The following is an 18,878-nucleotide window of genomic DNA, read 5'->3' on the forward strand; positions in this document are numbered from 1 at the left end:
AGGTTTTTTATTCGAGTGGGCGCTGAGGGATTCGAACCCCCGACCCTCTGCTTGTAAGGCAGATGCTCTGAACCAACTGAGCTAAGCGCCCTTTCTTTTTGTAAGCGGGTGCAAAGGTAAGGAGTTTTTTTGATTCCACCAAATAAATTCCAAAGTTTTTTCAATAAATGCCTAAAAAAAGTGCTCTCACCCTGTTTTTCGGGGTGAGAGCGACCAAAATCTCTTTGTATTATCGCTTTTTTATTCGCATCCCTCAATGCGGGTCTTCACATCTGCTTTCGGGAACGAAGTGATACGAAGACGTGCAGCGCCCATAGGTACCAGCTGCAATGGTTTCACTTCATCCGAGCGTTTTGCGAAACAGGTGGGCAGCAAATCGGTCATGCCTGTAGCATCCATCCCCCAAGAAGGAATCTGGCGTCCTTTGGCACTGAACTGAAGAGGAACGTTCTCGAGCGTGAAAGGATAATTATCAGTTGGCCAAGGACGATGCTCCACCTGGATATCCTTTGGCAACTGTCCGTCCATCTGCAGTGCATAGTTCCAATCGGAAGCAGCATAGATTTCATAAGCAGGCCACAAGCCGGCATCCACGCCCTCCTGCCAATGAGAGTCATCTTGTACAATCTCCTTATCACGACTGTCTCGTTGTTGGTAGCGCTCAGCAATCTTCAACGAGAGCGTGAGTGGACCATAGTTCACGCTGACACTCGACTTGTTCTTCTGCCAAGTACGTGTTGTGATGCTCATGGGCATCTTCAGCACAACCTCGTCGCCATCGTTCCAGGTGCGTTCGATACAGACAAAACGTCCATTGGCAGCTGTCAGATTGCTCAGCGGGGTGCCGTTGACGCTGATTGCCGTTTGGTCTGACCATGCAGGGATTCGGAGATAGAGCGGGAAGTCTACAGCTTTCGAAGTCGCTATCTTCAGTACCACTTGTTCTTCGAAGGGGTACTTAGTCGTTTCAGTAAGTCGAATCTCCTGGCCATTAGAAACGAGCGCAGTGGTCTCACTCTCTGAATACAACATCGTTGCAAGTCCACCATCGGTTGTGGCCATCACCAGATGTTCCGTGAAATAAGGCCAGCCCATACCATGATTATGCTGACAGCAGCGACTACTGAAAGGACTCATCGACAGCATGCCGCGCAGACTATTATCGATACTTGGAGCATGATTCTTTCCATCACTGATAGCCATATTAGGAGAGGTGATATATCGCAGTGCACGCATATCGCTGGTCAAGGCTGCGGGCAGGGTATTGAAAGCCACTTCCTCACAATGGTCTGCCCAGAACGGATCGCCCGTGATGCCCATCATCATCTCGTCACTTGCCATCTGTTCAACAACAGCACAGGTCTCAGCGCCTTGACGCGGATCAGTATAACCCAAGCGGGCATTCTCATCGGCACCAAACATTCCGCCAGGCACCTGACCATAGCGTTGGCGCATGGTTTGATGATTCTCGTAAGCAGCCTGCAACATCTGGTCATCACCATTATATATATAATAGGTGGCAGGCTCACGAAATCCTTGCGCCACATTCACGCCATGCCAGTTGGGAAGGTCGTTCTTTAATGTCCAGTCAACGCCACAACGGTGCAACTTATCAATAAGGGGAAGAATAGACTTGTCGCCGGTATGATTATAAAGCCATACCACACTCCATTCGTTATCACTGCCGCGTTTTGACTGCCACAGACCTTTCAGGAAATGCTCATCGGGAATGGTCAGTTCCCATTTGAAATAATTGGTCATTGCTGTCAGCACACGCTCGTCACCGCTATATTCATAATAGGTCTGCAATGCCCATAGCATTGGCATCTTAGCCCAAAGGTCGGGTGTGTTAGGATCGCCATCGGTGCCGCTTGGTCCCAGTTCACCGTTGGCCTTCAAGTGAGACAGCACGGCATCGAACCATACCTGTGCTTCAGCCTTCAACGTCTCATCATCCAGGATATAAGCCAAAGAGGAATAGCCACGAAGCCAATAGGGCACCTCCTCCCATCCATGGTCGCCTTTGTCTGAAAGCCATTGGTTGTTGCGTTTGTCCAACCAGGCGCTCACCGTACCCAACTGGCCATTCAGACCATCACGCTGACGGTTCAACATCTCGCGCAACCAACCGCGTGGCTGCACCTTTCCCACAGGCAACTTCAACAACCGGCCGCCATGTAAGGGTGCACGATAGGATGAATAGTTGACCATCATTCCCATCGCCGGACGATCAACAACAGACACTTTCTGCTGAGCGGCCAACGGCAATGATGCCAACAATACATAGAACAATGCTAATTTCTTTTTCATTTCTTGTAAGGTTTTTATTTTAGAATCTGATTATTTTCTTTGCTATAGTACCATCGCGGACAATAGAGATGCCTTTCCCCGGAACATCGACAGGTTGTCCTGAGAGGTTGAAACATTGGCGCGACTGCTGTTCTGGAACAACATCGCAGATGCCAGAAGTACTAAACGAGCCATTGAAATACAAGCCATAATCAATATGGCCACCACCACCGCCTTGCTTCAAGGATACAGCCAACACATTATCGCCTTCAACAAATAACTTTTTCTGACGAGGTATCAGTACAAAACTATCATAATCATTATCATTCCACCCTGAGGCGTTCCAGATGAGCCTACCATTCAAATAGACACTGGGATTCTCATCGTAACTACAAGTCAACACAATCGTTTTGTCCTGAAGTTCTTCCACCTGTTGCTTAGTAAGCGTAAAATGGCGCCTTACCAATATTGGTTGTAGCTGACTTCCCCACTCTGTCGTCATAAACTGATCGAGACTGTTACTGAGCGGACCTACCCCTTGCACCCACTCTTCTTCATCCACACAGCGGCCTGCCCATTTATCGGAAGACAAGTCGGCTAACTCATCATTACTATTTAAGAGATAGTAAGCGCAAAGCCATGGTCCATCTATGAGCGTTGACAACAACTTGGTCTGTTCTGTTTCCTGCGCATTTAGGGTGCCATAAACAAACACCATCAAAAGAAGTATTAATTGTTTCATCAGTTTTAAGTTATGGTTTTCACGCCACAAAATTACGACCAAAGAAACAAAACAATGACAAAAATACAGTCAATAAAAGAAAAAAACAGTTCAATAAAAGACAAAAAAAAGAATCCCGTGCGGAAAACCACACGGGATTCAGGAATACTATGTTACGATTAGATTACTTAATCTCAACAGTAGCACGACGATCGTAAGAAGCGGGCTTCAGGATCTTAACACCACCCTTAGCAACAACTTCGATCTTAGATGCGTCAACACCCATCTTAACCAGCTCAGCCTTAACGGTGTTAGCACGCTTCTCAGAAAGCTTCTGGTTGAAAGCAGCGCTACCAGTCTTAGCATCAGCGTAACCAGTTACGACGATAGTCTTGTCGTTAGCCTTAGCAGCCTCAGCGAGGTTCTTAACGTTTACGAGGTCCTTCTTAGAAGCAACCTTAGACTTACCGATGTTGAAGAATACTGATACGGGAGCAACAGCAACCTCCTTAACAGTAACAGTCTTTGCCTCGGGGCACTTGTGGTTCTTGATGATGTTGTTCAGACGGTCGTTCTCCTCGCCAGCAGCACGGAGCTGATCGTTCAGACCATCGATCTCGCTCTGCATGAGAGCCTTGATAGCGTCAACATCGGGAACCTTATCAAATGTACCCTTACCCAGGTTGTAGGTCAAACCAACCTCAACGCTAACGGTACGGTCCTTCTGCTCGAGGTTCCAGCGCTTTCCATCACGTGTGAAGTGAGCACCGTCGAAGTCAGTCTCATGACCACCAAATGCGAGGTCGAGGTTGACTGCCAACTTTCTGCTTACCTTGAAAGTATTCAGGATACCGAAGTTCAGACCCATAGCATACTGATCGTAGCTCATGTTGCGAGAAACGCTACCACCGAAGTAAGGAATGAAGTTCCAGATACGATCGGGATTGTAACCGCAGAACATGTTGCTCAGGTTGAACAGAACCTGCTCGTTAGCAGTCCAATACTTATTTGCATTGGTTTCAGCATCCTCAGAGATTACGGTGCGACCCCAAATACCATTCACCTTGGTACGAAGACCGAGACCAGGAGTGAACCACTTACCAATAGCAACAGAAGCGCCGAGGTTTGTGCGGTAGTCCTTCAGCAGACCACGATAAGACTCACCATCGTTATAGAAAGATGTTCCAACGAGGTTAGCCTGTACAAACCAGTTGCTCCAGAATGAATTGGTTGCTACACTGAACTTCTGTGTAGGCTCGTCCTGTGCCATACCAGCTACAGAAACACTGGCGAAGGCCAGTACCATTAAAATCTTTTTCATACAATTTTTATTTTAGAAACGATAATTATTTAATTCAAAACTCGCTGCAAAAGTAGATAAAATAATTAGAACTTCCAACAAAAAAGCATAACAAAATGCATTTTACATGTTAATTTCCTTTAAAAAAGATGCAAATGCGAGCCTTTTCGCTAATATTTTAACATTTTACCCTAACATTTGTTCTATATCATGTTGCGGCAAAATGCAAAGGATGGCGCGGCCATCGGGCGTGTAATTTACATTACTACAGGCAAATAGTTGATTGACAATGCCCTCCATCTCGTCGTTCGAGAGCACCTGACCTTGCGACACTGCTGAATGGCGAGCCATGCTGAGGGCCAACGAAGCATGCATCTGTTCGGTAGAACTTACGCCATGTTCAATTGCGTCAGACACAACACTACGAAACAGGTTGACAGGATCCACATCATCGAGTTCGGCAGGAACACCGTTGATGGCAAAACTGCCACCACCGAGATCGCTAATCTCAAAGCCCATAGATGCCAACTCTGGAATCATGGTTTGCAGAACCACGGCATTTGAAGGCGAGAATTCCACAGCCTCTGGGAATAAGATGCGCTGGCTCTTGCCCGACTGATTCTTCAACTGCTCCATATAGCGCTCGTAGCGAATGCGTATATCTGCTCGCTGCTGATCAATAATCATCAAACCCGACTTCACAGCAGTCATGATGTAACGCCCCTTGTACTGATAGTGAGCCGGTGACTTCTCTTCCACCAGCAAAGCATTACTCTCTTCCGAGTAGAATGGCTCTTTGCTATCAACAAACAAGTCTGTCTCTTCGGGCATTGGTTTCGAAATAGCTTCCTGATACAGTTTCTCCCAATCAGGGGTCACCGATGGTTTCTCTGGTGTACTACTAAACGGATTGTAGGAAGAGTTATACGAGACCTTGGGCATCTGGATAGCATCACGCTGGGCGTCGAACACAGGAATCTCCGGGCGACCTTCGGTATCAAAATCGATGGAAGGCACCTCGCAGAACTTACCGATCGAGTCCTTGACAGCAGCTACGAGTATCTGCCAGATGCTCTGCTCGTTTTCAAACTTAATCTCAGTCTTCGTGGGATGGATATTCACGTCAATATCGGCAGGACTTACTTCAAAATAGATAAAGTAAGGCACCTGCATACCAACAGGAATCAGGCGTTCGAAAGCAGTGATGATGGCTTTATGGAAATAGGCATGCTTCATGAAGCGGCCATTCACAAAGAAATAGTCGTTACCTCCCTTTTTCTTAGCAGACTCGGGCTTACCCACAAAACCTGTGATATTACACAAAGCCGTCTCTACAGACACTGGCAGTAGATCATGATTCAGTTTCTTGCCAAAGACATCCGTGATACGCTGGCGCAGAGAGCCAGCCTTCAGGTTCATAATCTCCTGACCATTGCTATACATCACAAAGTTGATGTCAGGATAGACCAGCACGATGCGTTCAAAAGCAGTGAGGATGTTATTAAGTTCGGTAGCATTAGTCTTCAGAAACTTTCTGCGAGCTGGCACGTTGAAGAACAAGTTCTCCACCTTGAAGTTGCAGCCCACCGGACAAGCCACTGGCTCATGTCCAACTACACGTGAAGCATTCAAGGTCAGACGGGTGCCAATATCCTCTCCCTCCATACGTGTGGTCAGTTCCACCTGTGAGACTGCAGCAATAGAAGGCAGTGCCTCACCACGAAAGCCCATGGTGTGAAGTGCAAAGAGATCATCAGCCTGACGGATCTTTGAAGTAGCATGACGTTCGAAGGCCAAACGGGCATCCGTCTCCGACATACCACATCCGTCATCGATGACCTGTATGGATGTTCTGCCTGCATCAACCACCAGCACACGGATATTCTTAGCACCGGCATCGACAGCATTCTCTACCAGTTCCTTAATGACCGAAGCAGGACGCTGAATCACCTCGCCAGCAGCAATCTGGTTAGCGACGGAGTCAGGCAACAGTTGAATAACATCACTCATAGTATATTTTCTCTCCTATTCATTAAATGCTCTGGAAGTCCCCTTACGGTTCGATTCCTTACGTTTCTGTATTTTCAGTTCGGTGCCAGCCTTCTTAGGACGCCAATTGAAAATATCATCCTTCGACAACGGGCGCACATAATCGAACCATGCAAAGCGTTCAAGAAAACGCTTCTTAGGTGGTATCTGCGACATCGGGTACATGGTACCATCGGCCTTGGGCGCCCATATCTTCTGTAACTTGCGCTTCTCCATGAACATCTTCAGTTCGCTGGTTTGCATACTCACAAGTCCTACATACGAACTGTCCGACTCCTCAACGGGGTAATAGACCACCTCCACGTTATCCACAGCCCTACCCTCACGAATGTCTCCTTTCTCAAAGAAAGCAAACATATCCTTCGAGGATATCTGGTTGTAGAGCCTATCCTCGGGCAACTTCTCGATGGAAAGCGCCTGTCCCAACACATTGGCATGATCCAGCACAGAGTCTTTCATGAAGACCTGAATACGTTCGCCCAACAACTGCTGGTTCTGATTCCAGACAATAGGATCATGATAAAGCGTCATGCAAGAGTCTTTCGACTCATATACCAGCGAATCGCAGACAGCCTGTACGTCAACACGAAATGCGCGTACCTTATTATACGCGTGTATCACGCGATAGACCGAGTCAGTATTAATATTATATGTGAACACCTTGAAGGTGTCGGCATGCATATACAGTGAATCGCGCTGCGAGAAGTCTATCACCACGGCACTATCCGTACACAAGGCATAGCCGATGCTATCCTCATAATGACCATAGTTACAGAGCAGGCGATTCTTGTTCACCGAGTCTGTATAGACCACATGGCCAAATCCCTCGTTAACGCCCGTCTTTCCATTATGCCACAGACTATCGGCCGTCAGCTCACGACCCTCGTTTCTCAACACCGAGCGGTCCAACAATTCAGCCACTTCTGTATCGGTGTTATAAAAACCCAACTCCGAGTAAATCTTACTATCGCCCGACACGATGTTGGATGGTCCAACGATTTGCGCTTGTTTCGAACGCGTGTTGTAATACAGCGAGTCGGTGGTCAGGTGAAAACGCTTATCATCCATAACGACATGATAATAGAACACCGCCATTTTCGTGTCCGTATGATATTCTCCCCAGTCACTTGTCAGCGTAGTTTCTTTATCCACCAGTTGACCGCCATTCTGGAAATAACCCTGATTCCAGATTCTGTCAAAATAGAGCGAATCCGTATAAAGCGTTGTTCCGCGATGCTTCAGCACCACATTATCAAGTGCTTCCAGCATCTGGTCATCACCATTATAGTAACCGAAGTCACTAACCAACGACAGAGTGTCGCCTTGCAACATTTTCACATGTCCCCACGCCTCAAACGAATTGTTACCCTCAAAGAAGTTGGCACTATCACAATAGAGTTTTGCGCCATCATGTTCAAATTCCACATGGCCGCGCAACACCTGAGCATCATTGTTCTGCCAACGGTCGTAGCGCAGTTCGTCGGCATGAACCAGATAGACCCTTTTCTCCGCTTTCTTCTTGGTCTTGGGTTTCACAGCACCAGTCATAGACGCCGCAAACACCAGGGGCATGCAGAGCACACACAGAAGCATCATGATGATACTTCTGTGCATAAAATGTTGTATTATGGTCTTAACACTCATTTAATCCAACCTTGATATTCGAACTGACAGTCACGATACCTATCGCCCACATGGACATACGTATCCTTAATCTTCTTGACCACCCAGTCATGGAGCTTCTTCTCGCGGCGCTTCTCCGTCACCACGTCCTTCATCACCTGGAAGTCCTCAGTGATGATAGCCTTGTGACCCTCCGTTCTGCTCTTCAACTTGGCAATGGCACAAACCGTCTTACCATTGTTATTGATCATCACAAAGGGTTTCGATATCTGTCCCACCTTCAAGGTGTCAACGACCTTAGCCACCTCTGAAGGCAGATCCTGCAACTGGAACTTTGACGTCTGTCCGCGCTCCGAGCGGTTGGCCATCAGACCCTTATTGTTGCGAGTATCTTTATCATCGGAAATCACGCTAGCACCCTCTTCAAAGGTGAAGAGCCCTGCACGAATATCCTTTGCAATAGAATCCAAACGGTTGGTAGCCTGCACAATAGCCGAGTCAGAGACGATAGGCTTACGCAAGATATGGCGCACTTTGATTTTCTCGCCGCGCTTATCTACCAATTGGATGATATGAAAACCGAATTCCGACTCCACAATCTTAGAAACCTTCTTTGGGTCTGTCAGATTGAAAGCCACGGCAGCAAAGGCTGGGTCGAGCATACCACGACCGGTGTAGTCCAGTTCACCACCATTTCTACGTGAACCGGGGTCCTCTGAATACAGTCTGGCCAGTGTTTGGAAAGAGGTCTCACCCTTATTCACACGGTCGGTATATTCACGAAGCTCATCCTTCACGCGGTTGATCTCCTCTGCAGAGATACGTGGTGTCTGTGTGATAATCTGCACCTCAACCTCGGTAGGTACATAGGGAAGACTATCAGAAGGCAGGTCTTTGAAATAGCGTCGCACCTCTGCAGGTGTCACTGCTATCTCTTTCACCAGATGCTCCTTCATGCGCTGAATCATCATTTGGTCACGAAGGTCGTCGTGCATAGACTGACGGATCTGCGAGATACTCAGCTTCTTATACTCCTCAAGCTTCTCGCGAGAGCCAATCTGCTGAATCATGTATTCGATGCGCTGCTCAATGGCTGAAGCCACTTCAGCCTCCGTCACCTCGATACTGTCTATTGCAGCCTGGTGAAGAAACAACTTCTGGACAGCAATCTGTTCAGGAATAGCACAATCAGGATCTCCCTTCCAGCGCACACCTTCCATGGCAGCCTGCATGCGGGTCACCTCGATATCACTCTTCAGGATGGCCTCATCGCCAACAACCCACACAACCTCGTCAACCACGGTACCGATCGAGTCGTTACCGAGTGTCGAGGCCATCATAGCCATAGGGGTTACGGCCATCAGTGACAAAAAAAGACGTTTCAGTTTCATTAGTGTTTGTTTACGGTCTTCAGAACTTCCTCGTTCACCTTGAACGTATATTTGCGACGCAGCTGAGCAATCCACTCTTTCTCCAGCTGTTCCTGATAGTCAGAAACCACCTGTCCGCGCACGTCCTGATAGGTCTCAGGACCCTTCTTCAGAATCTTTCCATATACAGCATCATAAGGATAGTCCTTCACCTTGGCCACCGTGGTATCCTTCTTGAACACCAGACTATCTACCAAGGCGTTATCACCCTTCTTAAAGATACCTTTTTCCACACGGATGCGGATCACTGAATCAGCATTGAACGTGGTGCGCAACTTATCGGCCCACTTATCGAAGTCGAGCTTTTTCACGCAGTCCTTAACAGCCTTGATATCGGCCACATCCTTCACGTGATAAGCCATACCCTTGTAGCGAGGCTCATCCCATGCGTAGTTCTTCTTATGTTTCTTAAAATAGCGTGCCAGACCCTCTTCGTCCTTAGCACCCTTATCCCACACATTCATGTTCTTGATCTCATAGAGCAGAAGACCGTCGTGATATTCGCGAATCAGATATTTCAGTTCCATATCCTTCGCAGCAAACTCGTCGGATTTCTGATCCATCATCTCCTCTTTCGTCAAGCCCTTTGGATTGGCAGCTACCAGTGAGTCAATCTTCTGGCTGGCAATATTATCGCGCATATTACGCTGTTCCATGAAGCGCAGGATGCTGTTGCGATGATACTCGAAAGGTTCAAATTGCTTGCGTTCCTTCATCAGGATGATGTGATAGCCGAAGGGCGATGTTACGATGCCCGACATCTCACCAGGCTGCAGTGCAAAGGCCGCATCCTCATACTCCTTCACCAGCTGTCCGCGCTGAACGAAAGGCAGCAAGCCGCCCTGACGAGCAGAACCAGGATCCTGCGACACCTTCTTAGCCAGTTCTTCAAAGTCGGCACCAGCCTTCAAGGCCTTATAGATAGAGTCTATACGCACCTTGGCAGCATCCCATTCAGCCTGAGGGGCCTGTTGGTTAGCACGAATCAAGATATGAGCAGTACGAATCAGACCGTCAGGTCCGACGCGCTTGGCTGCATCATCATAAATCTTGTGTGCTTCACGTTCCATATCAGCATCCGTCACCAGCAGAGGTCTGATCTGCTGGTCACGGTACTGACGGAACTCATCTTTATAAGACTTCAGCGTGTCAATCTTTGCATCAAGAGCGGCAGCAATCTGCAGTTTGTAGTTCACAAACAGATCCACATATTCCTCTACCGTCTTCTTGTCGATGACACCTTCTGAGTTGTTTTTATTAAAAGAGTACTCAAACTCCGAACGCAACACAGGCTCACCATTGATAGTCATCACAACGGGGTCGTCGGTTGTCTGAGCAAGTGCAGCAGCGCTCATAAAGCATGCTGCCAAAAGCATTTTTAGTTTCATATGAGTTTTTTAATCATTAGGTCTTGAATAGTTGGGAGCCTCACTCGTGATTGTGATATCATGAGGATGACTCTCCATCACGCCGGCATTGGTGATGCGGGTGAACTTAGCATCGTGCAGATGGTCGATGTCAGCAGCACCGCAGTAACCCATGCCAGAACGCAGACCGCCAGTCAGCTGATAGATCACCTCCTGAACAGTTCCTTTGTAAGGCACACGACCAGCGATACCCTCGGGCACCAGCTTCTTCACGTCCTTGGTGTCAGCCTGGAAGTAGCGGTCCTTTGAACCGTGCTCCATAGCCTCCAGCGAACCCATGCCACGATAGCTCTTGAACTTACGTCCGTTGTAGATAATGGTATCACCAGGGCTCTCCTCGGTACCTGCTACCAGCGAACCGATCATCACACTTGAACCACCAGCGGCCAGTGCTTTCACGATATCACCAGAGTAGCGGAGACCACCGTCAGCGATCAAGGGCACACCAGTACCCTTCAGGGCGCTATATACATCGTAAACAGCGCTCAACTGAGGCACGCCGACACCTGCTACCACACGTGTTGTACAGATACTACCAGGACCGATGCCCACCTTCACAGCGTCTGCACCATTGTCAACCAGCATCTTTGCAGCAGCGCCAGTAGCGATGTTACCTACCACGATATCAATATTCTTAAATGCATTCTTTGCCTCACGAAGCTTCTCCACAACGCCCTTTGAGTGACCATGAGCGGTGTCGATCACAATGGCATCGGCGCCGGCATTTACAAGTGCCTGCATACGGTCCAGCGTATCAACTGTCACACCCACACCGGCAGCCACGCGCAGACGACCCTTCTCGTCTTTACAAGCCATGGGTTTATCCTTAGCCTTTGTGATATCCTTATAAGTGATAAGGCCTACCAAGTGGTTATCCTTATCCACAACGGGCAGTTTCTCGATCTTGTTCTCCTGCAGAATCTGTGCAGCAGCAGCCAGGTCGGTCTGCTGATGAGTGGTCACCAGGTTCTCCTTAGACATCACATCATCTACGGGACGATCCAGACGACGCTCGAAGCGCAGGTCACGGTTGGTGACGATACCTACCAGATGGTTATCTTCATCTACTACAGGGATACCACCAATGCGATATTCCGACATGATGGCAAGCGCCTGAGCAACGGTTGAACCACGACGAATGGTGACAGGATCATAGATCATACCATTCTCTGCGCGCTTAACGATAGCCACCTCGCGTGCTTGGTTTTCGATCGACATGTTCTTGTGGATCACACCGATACCTCCCTCACGTGCGATAGCGATAGCCATCTGACTTTCCGTAACGGTATCCATAGCTGCAGTAACAAAGGGCACATTCAACACGATGTTACGTGAGAAACGTGTTTGCAACTCTACCGTTTTAGGCAGTACTTCTGAATAAGCGGGAATCAACAGGACGTCGTCAAAAGTGAGACCGTCCATCACAATCTTATCTGCAATAAATGATGACATAATATGGTACTTTTGAATTTATTGCGTGCAAAGATACTCATTTTTCCTCACTTAGCAGACATCTTTCACGCATTTTCTCTTATTTATTAATACGATTTAACGCGCATTCCACTCATGGGCAAGCCACGCTTAGTTGGCCATATCCGAAATGAACTTGATACGCACCAGACGAATCTCGTCCTCGGAGAAATCGCTGCCAAACTCGTCGAAAGCGGCCTCGATATCGTCTTTCTCCTGTTCTGCGAAATAGTCGTAGATATCGTTGATATCATCTGGATCCATGATGTCGTTGAGGAAATAGTCGATGTTCACCTTGTTGCCACTATACAGCACGATGCCCTCGAGTTCATCCAGCAACTCGTCAAACTCAATACCCAGTGCATTCGCAATATCATCCAGTGCAATACGACGGTCGATATTCTGAAGAATCTTGAGCTTCTTCATCGAATCCTTCGGTTTCGTCCTGACGCGCAGGTCCGACTGTCGTTCTATCTCGTTCTCTTCACAATAGCGCTTGATCAGATCCACGAAAGCCTTGGCATAGGGCTGTCGGGTCTTTCCATCGCCCACGCCCTGAATGTTCTTCAGTTCATCGAGCGTCACAGGATAGTCGGTAGCCATCTGTTCCAAAGACACATCCTGGAAGATCACATATGGCGGACGCTCCAGCTTGCGCGACCACTCCTTGCGCAGATCGTGCAGCATGGCGCTCAGCGTGGGATCCAGCGCACTGGTATTACCCTCAGCATTCATCAGTTCCTCGTCCTCGTTGAACTCATGATCCTCCACCACCATAAAGCGAGAAGGATTCTTCAGGAACTTCTTGCCGGCAGCCGTCACCTTCAAGAGGCCATAGTTCTCCACCTCTTTCTTCAGATAGCCAGCAATCAAAGCCTGACGTATCACGGGGTTCCATATCTTCGAGTCGAACTCCTCGCCAGCGCCAAATGCCTCCAGCTCGTGATGCTTATGGGCCACGATCTCGTCGGTGCCGCGACCGCGAATGAAGTCGATGACATAGTCGGCACGGAAGTTTTCCTTGACAGCTATCACGGCCTCAAGCACGATACAGAGCTGCTTCTGTGCTTCAATCTTGGTGCCTGGGTGCAGACAGTTATCACAGTTGTGACAGTTGTCCTTGTCATACTGTTCGCCGAAATAGTGAAGCAACATCTTTCTGCGACACACCGATGTCTCGGCATAGGCAGCCGTCTCTTGCAACAGCTGTCGGCCAATGTCCTGCTCGGCCACAGGCTTTCCCTCCATAAACTTATCCAGCTTCTGCAGGTCCTTATAGCTATAGAAAGCCAGACAGATACCCTCACCGCCGTCGCGTCCGGCACGACCGGTCTCTTGGTAATAGCCCTCGAGCGATTTCGGTATGTCGTAGTGGATCACGAAACGCACGTCGGGCTTGTCAATGCCCATTCCAAAGGCGATGGTGGCCACGATGACATCTATCTTCTCCATCAGGAAGTCGTCCTGCGTCTGCGAGCGCGTGGCTGAGTCGAGACCCGCGTGATAGCACTGCGCCTTGATATCATTGGCACGCAGCACTTCAGCCAGGTCCTCCACCTTCTTACGCGACAGGCAGTAGATGATGCCACTCTTTCCGGGATGTTGCTTGATAAAACGCACGATATCCTTATCGATATCCTTGGTTTTAGGCCTTACTTCATAGTAAAGGTTTGGTCGGTTAAACGAGCTTTTAAACTCATCGGCATCCATGATGCCCAGGTTTTTCTTGATGTCCGTACGCACCTTGTCTGTGGCAGTAGCCGTCAGAGCAATGATTGGTGCCTTGCCTATCTCGTTGACGATAGGCCGTATGCGTCGGTACTCAGGACGGAAGTCGTGTCCCCACTCTGAAATACAGTGAGCCTCGTCGACTGCATAAAACGAAATCTTGCAAGTCTTCAGAAACTCGACATTGTCTTCCTTTGTCAGCGACTCGGGGGCCACATAGAGCAACTTAGTCCGTCCGGCACGGATATCGTTCTTTACCTGATCAACAGCGGCCTTATTCAATGAAGAATTCAAAAAATGGGCGGTTCCCTCATGTTCACTCAGGTGCGAGATAAAATCCACCTGGTTCTTCATCAGTGCTATCAGGGGCGAGATTACAATGGCCACGCCGTCCATCAACAACGACGGCAACTGATAGCATAAGGATTTTCCTCCGCCTGTAGGCATCAACACAAACGTATCGCGTCCACTCAACAAGTTCTGAATGATTGCTTCCTGATCACCCTTGAACGTGTCGAAGCCGAAATATCGTTTTAAGGCATCTGTCAGATTATTCATATCTTTTATCAAAGGCTATGCGATTTGGCAAGTTGCTGTTCCACGTATTCGCGTGTCACATTAAATTTCTTAACATCTGTCGAGGGCACTTCAAACATAGCATCCGTCATCACGCCTTCTACGATAGAACGCAGGCCACGGGCACCCAGTTTGAATTCTACGGCTTTATCCACGATAAAGTCCAGAGCCTCCTCGTCAAAAGTCAACTCGATATCATCCATCTTAAACAGTTTAATATACTGTTTGACGATAGAGTTCTTTGGTTCTACCAGGATTTTTCTCAGCGCATCGCGGTCCAGTGGGTTCAGATAGGTGAGCACTGGCAGACGGCCGATAATCTCTGGTATCAGACCGAAGGATTTCAAATCCTGTGGCTGCACATAGCGCATCAAGTCGTCCTTATCAATTTTCCTCACATTCTGCACCGAGTTATATCCCACGGTGTGTGTGTTCATGCGCTGCGCAATCTTTCGCTCAATGCCGTCGAAGGCGCCACCGCAGATAAACAGGATATTGCGTGTATCCACGTGGATATAGTCCTGATCAGGATGTTTGCGTCCACCCTTTGGTGGCACGTTGACCATCGTACCCTCCAGCAGCTTCAGCAATCCTTGCTGTACGCCCTCACCGCTCACGTCGCGTGTGATGCTGGGATTGTCGCTCTTGCGGGCAATCTTGTCGATCTCGTCGATAAACACGATACCGCGCTCGGCCGCACTCACGTCATAGTTGGCCACCTGCAGCAGTCGGCTCAAGATGCTCTCTACATCCTCGCCCACATAACCGGCTTCAGTCAGCACCGTAGCATCCACAATCGTAAAGGGCACATCCAGCAGACGGGCAATCGTACGGGCCATCAGTGTCTTACCAGTACCCGTAGAGCCCACCATGATGATGTTCGACTTCTCAATCTCTACGCCGTCATCATCAGCCTTGGGCTGCTGCAAACGCTTATAATGGTTATATACCGCTACCGAGAGGAAACGCTTCGCCTCGTCCTGACCAATGATATACTGGTCCAGGTAGGCCTTGATCTCTACAGGTTTTGGCACAGATCCCTTGGGGGTATATTCGCTTTTCTTACCGTATGCGCCACCTATGATGCCTGCCTCCTGAATAATCTGGTAGGCCTGTTCCACACAGTGCTCGCAGATATTAACGCCTCCTATACCAGATATCAGCAATCTGGCCTCCTTGTCTGAACGGCCACAGAAATCACACTGTTTCTTCTTCATTTCTTCACCAATACCTGATCAATCATACCATACTCCTTAGCTTCCTCTGCCGTCATCCAGTAGTTGCGGTCAGAGTCTTTCCACACCTTGTCATAGTCAGTGTGCGAATGGTCTGCAATGATGGTATAGAGTTCCTTCTTCAGTTTCTGAATCTCGCGGGCCTCAATCTCGATATCGGAAGCCTGACCCTGCACGCCTCCCAGAGGCTGGTGGATCATCACACGGCTGTGGGTCAGCGCCGAGCGCTTGCCTTCCTGACCAGCCACCAGCAGCACAGCAGCCATCGAAGCAGCCATACCAGTACAGATGGTAGCCACATCACTTGAGATAAACTGCATTGTGTCGTAGATGCCAAGACCTGCATACACACTGCCGCCAGGCGAGTTGATATAGATAGAGATATCCTTACCTGGATCTACTGAGTCCAGATAGAGCAGCTGTGCCTGCAGGGTATTCGCTGTATAGTCGTCAATCTGTGTGCCGAGGAAGATGATGCGGTCCATCATCAGACGCGAGAAGACGTCCATCTGCGTCACGTTCAACTGACGCTCTTCCAAAATATAAGGATTCAAATACTGGGCTTGTGCCTTCACAACATCATCTAATACCTGTCCGTTCAATCCCAAATGCTGGGTTGCATATTTTCTAAAATCATTCATAGTTTTTCTTATCTTTTGTGCTTTCTTGATACAAAATTACGAAAAAAAGTCGAGATGTGATACATCCCGACTTTATTTTTTGGTTAAAGAATTATAATATTCTTTTCTTATGCTTCCTGCATCATTTTGTTGAACTCGTCAAGTGTTACCTCCTTCTCGTTCAGCTTCACTGAGTCCTTCAGAGCTGCTGTCAGCTTCACGTCAACGGCACGGTCAACGAAGTTCTCGATGTTCTCGCGCTTCTTCAGCTGCTCGGCAGCATAGTTCTCCAGCACGTCCTCAGGAACATTGGTCATACCATACTGAGCGAACTGAGCACGGATAGCGTCCTTAGCTACGTTCTTCAGGTCGTCGTCCTCAACCTTGATACCGGCTGCGCTTACCAGCTGCTCCTTGATGAGGTGCCACTTCAGCTCGTCGATAGAAGCCTTGAAGTTCTTCTCTACGAACTCTGCGCCCTTGTCCTTGTTGTTGTTCAGCATCACGCGCTTCAGAATCTCCTCGGGGAACTGCAGGTCGCCTACCTTCTTCTCAGCGTGCTTGCGTACGTCGAGCAGGAACTTGTAGTCGCTGTTAGCCACCAACTGACCCTTCAGGCTGTCGGCGATGCGCTGACGGAAGTCAGCCTCGTCCTTCACACCCTCACCGAATACGCGCTCGAAGAGCTTAGCGTCAACAGCAGCGGGCTGGAAGTGACGAATCTCGGTCACCTGGAAGCTGAAGTCAGCATCCATGTCCTTGATAGCCTCCTTGTCGGTCTTCAGCAGAGCTGCAACCTCGGCATCGTTGTCGGGATAAGCCTTCTTAGGATTGAAGACGATGATATCACCGGGTTTGCAACCCTCGAACTTCTTCTTCTCGTCCTCACCCTTGATGTAGCTGGGCATAATCATGCCACCTTCGGTGGTGATACCACCCTCGAGTGTGTTGCCCTCAGCGTCCAGCTGGCGCAGGTCACCCTTCAGTGTGTCGTTGCCGCTCCACTCCTGAGCCTCAACAAACTCACCAGCCTGTGATGCATACATCTGAATCTGATCGTCGATCAGCTTATCGTCAACCTTGATGGTGTAGAAATCAATCTTATCCTTACCGTTCAGAGCTACTTTAAACTCGGGAGCTACTGCGATATCAAAAACAAACTCGAAAGGTCCGTCGCCCTCGAGATCCTGGGGCTGCTGCTTCTCCTCGTTGGGGAGGGGCTCACCCAGCATCTGAATCTTATTCTCACGGATGTACTCATAGAGCTTCTCGCCCAAGATGCGGTTCACCTCGTCAACCTTCACGGCTGTACCATACTGCTTCTTAATCAGTCCCATAGGAACCATACCAGGACGGAAACCAGGCACCTGAGCCTTCTTACGGTAGTCCTTCAACTTCTTGTCTACTGCCTCCTGGTAGTCTGCCTTCTCAATGGCGATGGTCATCAAACCATTGATTTTATCGGCACTTTCAAACTTAATATTCATTGTTTTATATACCTTATTAATTATATACTATCGTTTTGAGCGTGCAAAATTACTCATATTTGGCGTAAAACTATCACGTTTACGATTTTTTAACGAATGCACGCACCTCAATCTTCTTCTGTTTTCATGCGCTCAGCCTCTATCTTCTGGAAGTCTTTCTGGCGCAGCACAAACGATTCCGTGAGGTAGTTCTTACGCACAATCTCGTTGGCTGCCAGTTCTTCGGGCGTGCCGTGAAACAGGATGCGTCCCTCGAAGAGCAGATAGGCGCGGTCGGTGATACACAGGGTGTCTTCCACGTTGTGGTCGGTGATCAGGATGCCGATGTTGCGGTCTTTCAGTTTCCACACGATGAACTGGATATCCTCTACTGCGATGGGGTCCACACCGGCAAAAGGCTCGTCGAGCATAATGAACTTGGGTTCGATGGCCAGACAGCGGGCTATCTCGCAACGGCGGCGCTCGCCGCCACTGAGCTGGTCGCCCAGGTTCTTGCGCACCTTCTGCAGGCGGAACTCCTTGATCAGACTCTCCAGCTTCTCCAACTGGTACTCGCGGGGCTTGCCCGTCATCTCCAGCACCGACAGGATATTGTCCTCTACCGACATCTTGCGGAACACCGATGCCTCCTGAGCCAGATAGCCGATACCTGCCTGTGCACGCTTATAGACAGGGTCCTTGGTCACCTCATGGTCACCCAGAAAGATATGTCCGTCGTTGGGCACCACCAGACCGGTTGTCATGTAGAACGAGGTGGTCTTTCCGGCACCGTTAGGTCCCAGCAGGCCCACAATCTCGCCTTGCTTCACGTCGAAGTTCACGCCGTTCACCACGGTGCGCTTGCCATATCTCTTCACCAGTCCTTCAGCTCTGAGGACAATGCTTTCTTCTGCCATAGTGCTAAAATTTTGATGCAAAGGTAC

At 48.9% G+C, this 18,878-nt stretch carries 13 protein-coding genes and 1 tRNA gene; all 14 read right to left on the reverse strand.

All coding sequences use genetic code 11. The features are described from left to right. Nucleotides 1-16 precede the first annotated feature (16 nt). The 14 genes from T496_RS0112650 to lptB all read right to left on the reverse strand — a co-directional run bounded on the left by T496_RS0112650 (nucleotide 17) and on the right by lptB (nucleotide 18,851). Nucleotides 17-91, reverse strand: a tRNA-Val gene (locus T496_RS0112650). Nucleotides 92-240: 149 nt separating this feature from the next. After that, a complete protein-coding gene (locus T496_RS14260) occupies nucleotides 241-2,310 on the reverse strand; it encodes a beta-L-arabinofuranosidase domain-containing protein (RefSeq protein ID WP_044111280.1) in 2,070 nt (689 codons plus the stop codon). A gap of 19 nt (nucleotides 2,311-2,329) precedes the next feature. Further along, nucleotides 2,330-3,031 carry a hypothetical protein gene (locus T496_RS0112660; protein WP_027451078.1) on the reverse strand — a complete coding sequence of 234 codons (702 nt, stop codon included), beginning with the start codon at nucleotides 3,029-3,031 and terminating at the stop codon, nucleotides 2,330-2,332. Nucleotides 3,032-3,194: 163 nt separating this feature from the next. Next, the gene (locus T496_RS0112665; protein ID WP_027451079.1) at nucleotides 3,195-4,331 is read right to left on the reverse strand and encodes an OmpA family protein; all 1,137 of its coding nucleotides are present in this window, start codon (nucleotides 4,329-4,331) and stop codon (nucleotides 3,195-3,197) included. A 165-nt stretch (nucleotides 4,332-4,496) separates the two neighbouring features. Next, a complete protein-coding gene (gene mutL / locus T496_RS0112670) occupies nucleotides 4,497-6,320 on the reverse strand; it encodes a DNA mismatch repair endonuclease MutL (protein ID WP_027451080.1) in 1,824 nt (607 codons plus the stop codon). A 15-nt stretch (nucleotides 6,321-6,335) separates the two neighbouring features. After that, a complete protein-coding gene (locus T496_RS0112675; RefSeq protein WP_231478055.1) occupies nucleotides 6,336-7,973 on the reverse strand; it encodes an OstA-like protein in 1,638 nt (545 codons plus the stop codon). 26 nt (nucleotides 7,974-7,999) lie between these two features. Next, nucleotides 8,000-9,343, reverse strand: coding sequence for a peptidylprolyl isomerase (locus T496_RS0112680; protein ID WP_044111329.1), 1,344 nt, complete (start codon nucleotides 9,341-9,343; stop codon nucleotides 8,000-8,002). A gap of 29 nt (nucleotides 9,344-9,372) precedes the next feature. Continuing rightward, complete coding sequence (locus T496_RS0112685) at nucleotides 9,373-10,800, reverse strand: peptidylprolyl isomerase (protein WP_027451083.1); 1,428 nt, start codon at nucleotides 10,798-10,800, stop codon at nucleotides 9,373-9,375. Nucleotides 10,801-10,809: 9 nt separating this feature from the next. Then, nucleotides 10,810-12,291 carry an IMP dehydrogenase gene (guaB, locus tag T496_RS0112690; RefSeq protein ID WP_027451084.1) on the reverse strand — a complete coding sequence of 494 codons (1,482 nt, stop codon included), beginning with the start codon at nucleotides 12,289-12,291 and terminating at the stop codon, nucleotides 10,810-10,812. A gap of 129 nt (nucleotides 12,292-12,420) precedes the next feature. Next, nucleotides 12,421-14,607, reverse strand: coding sequence for a DNA helicase RecQ (recQ, locus tag T496_RS0112695; RefSeq protein WP_027451085.1), 2,187 nt, complete (start codon nucleotides 14,605-14,607; stop codon nucleotides 12,421-12,423). Continuing rightward, nucleotides 14,604-15,830, reverse strand: a complete 1,227-nt coding sequence (gene clpX / locus T496_RS0112700; RefSeq protein ID WP_027451086.1) for an ATP-dependent Clp protease ATP-binding subunit ClpX — start codon at nucleotides 15,828-15,830, stop codon at nucleotides 14,604-14,606. The genes recQ and clpX overlap by 4 nt, the downstream gene beginning before the upstream one ends. Beyond that, nucleotides 15,827-16,489, reverse strand: coding sequence for an ATP-dependent Clp endopeptidase proteolytic subunit ClpP (gene clpP, locus T496_RS0112705; RefSeq protein ID WP_027451087.1), 663 nt, complete (start codon nucleotides 16,487-16,489; stop codon nucleotides 15,827-15,829). The genes clpX and clpP overlap by 4 nt, the downstream gene beginning before the upstream one ends. 107 nt (nucleotides 16,490-16,596) lie before the next feature. Beyond that, nucleotides 16,597-17,955, reverse strand: coding sequence for a trigger factor (gene tig, locus T496_RS0112710; protein WP_027451088.1), 1,359 nt, complete (start codon nucleotides 17,953-17,955; stop codon nucleotides 16,597-16,599). 107 nt (nucleotides 17,956-18,062) lie between these two features. Further along, on the reverse strand, nucleotides 18,063-18,851 hold the full coding sequence (gene lptB / locus T496_RS0112715; protein WP_027451089.1) for an LPS export ABC transporter ATP-binding protein: 789 nt from the start codon (nucleotides 18,849-18,851) through the stop codon (nucleotides 18,063-18,065). Nucleotides 18,852-18,878: the final 27 nt, after the last annotated feature.

The organism is Xylanibacter brevis P6B11 (genome assembly GCF_000621825.1).
In the GTDB taxonomy this organism is placed as follows: domain Bacteria; phylum Bacteroidota; class Bacteroidia; order Bacteroidales; family Bacteroidaceae; genus Prevotella; species Prevotella brevis.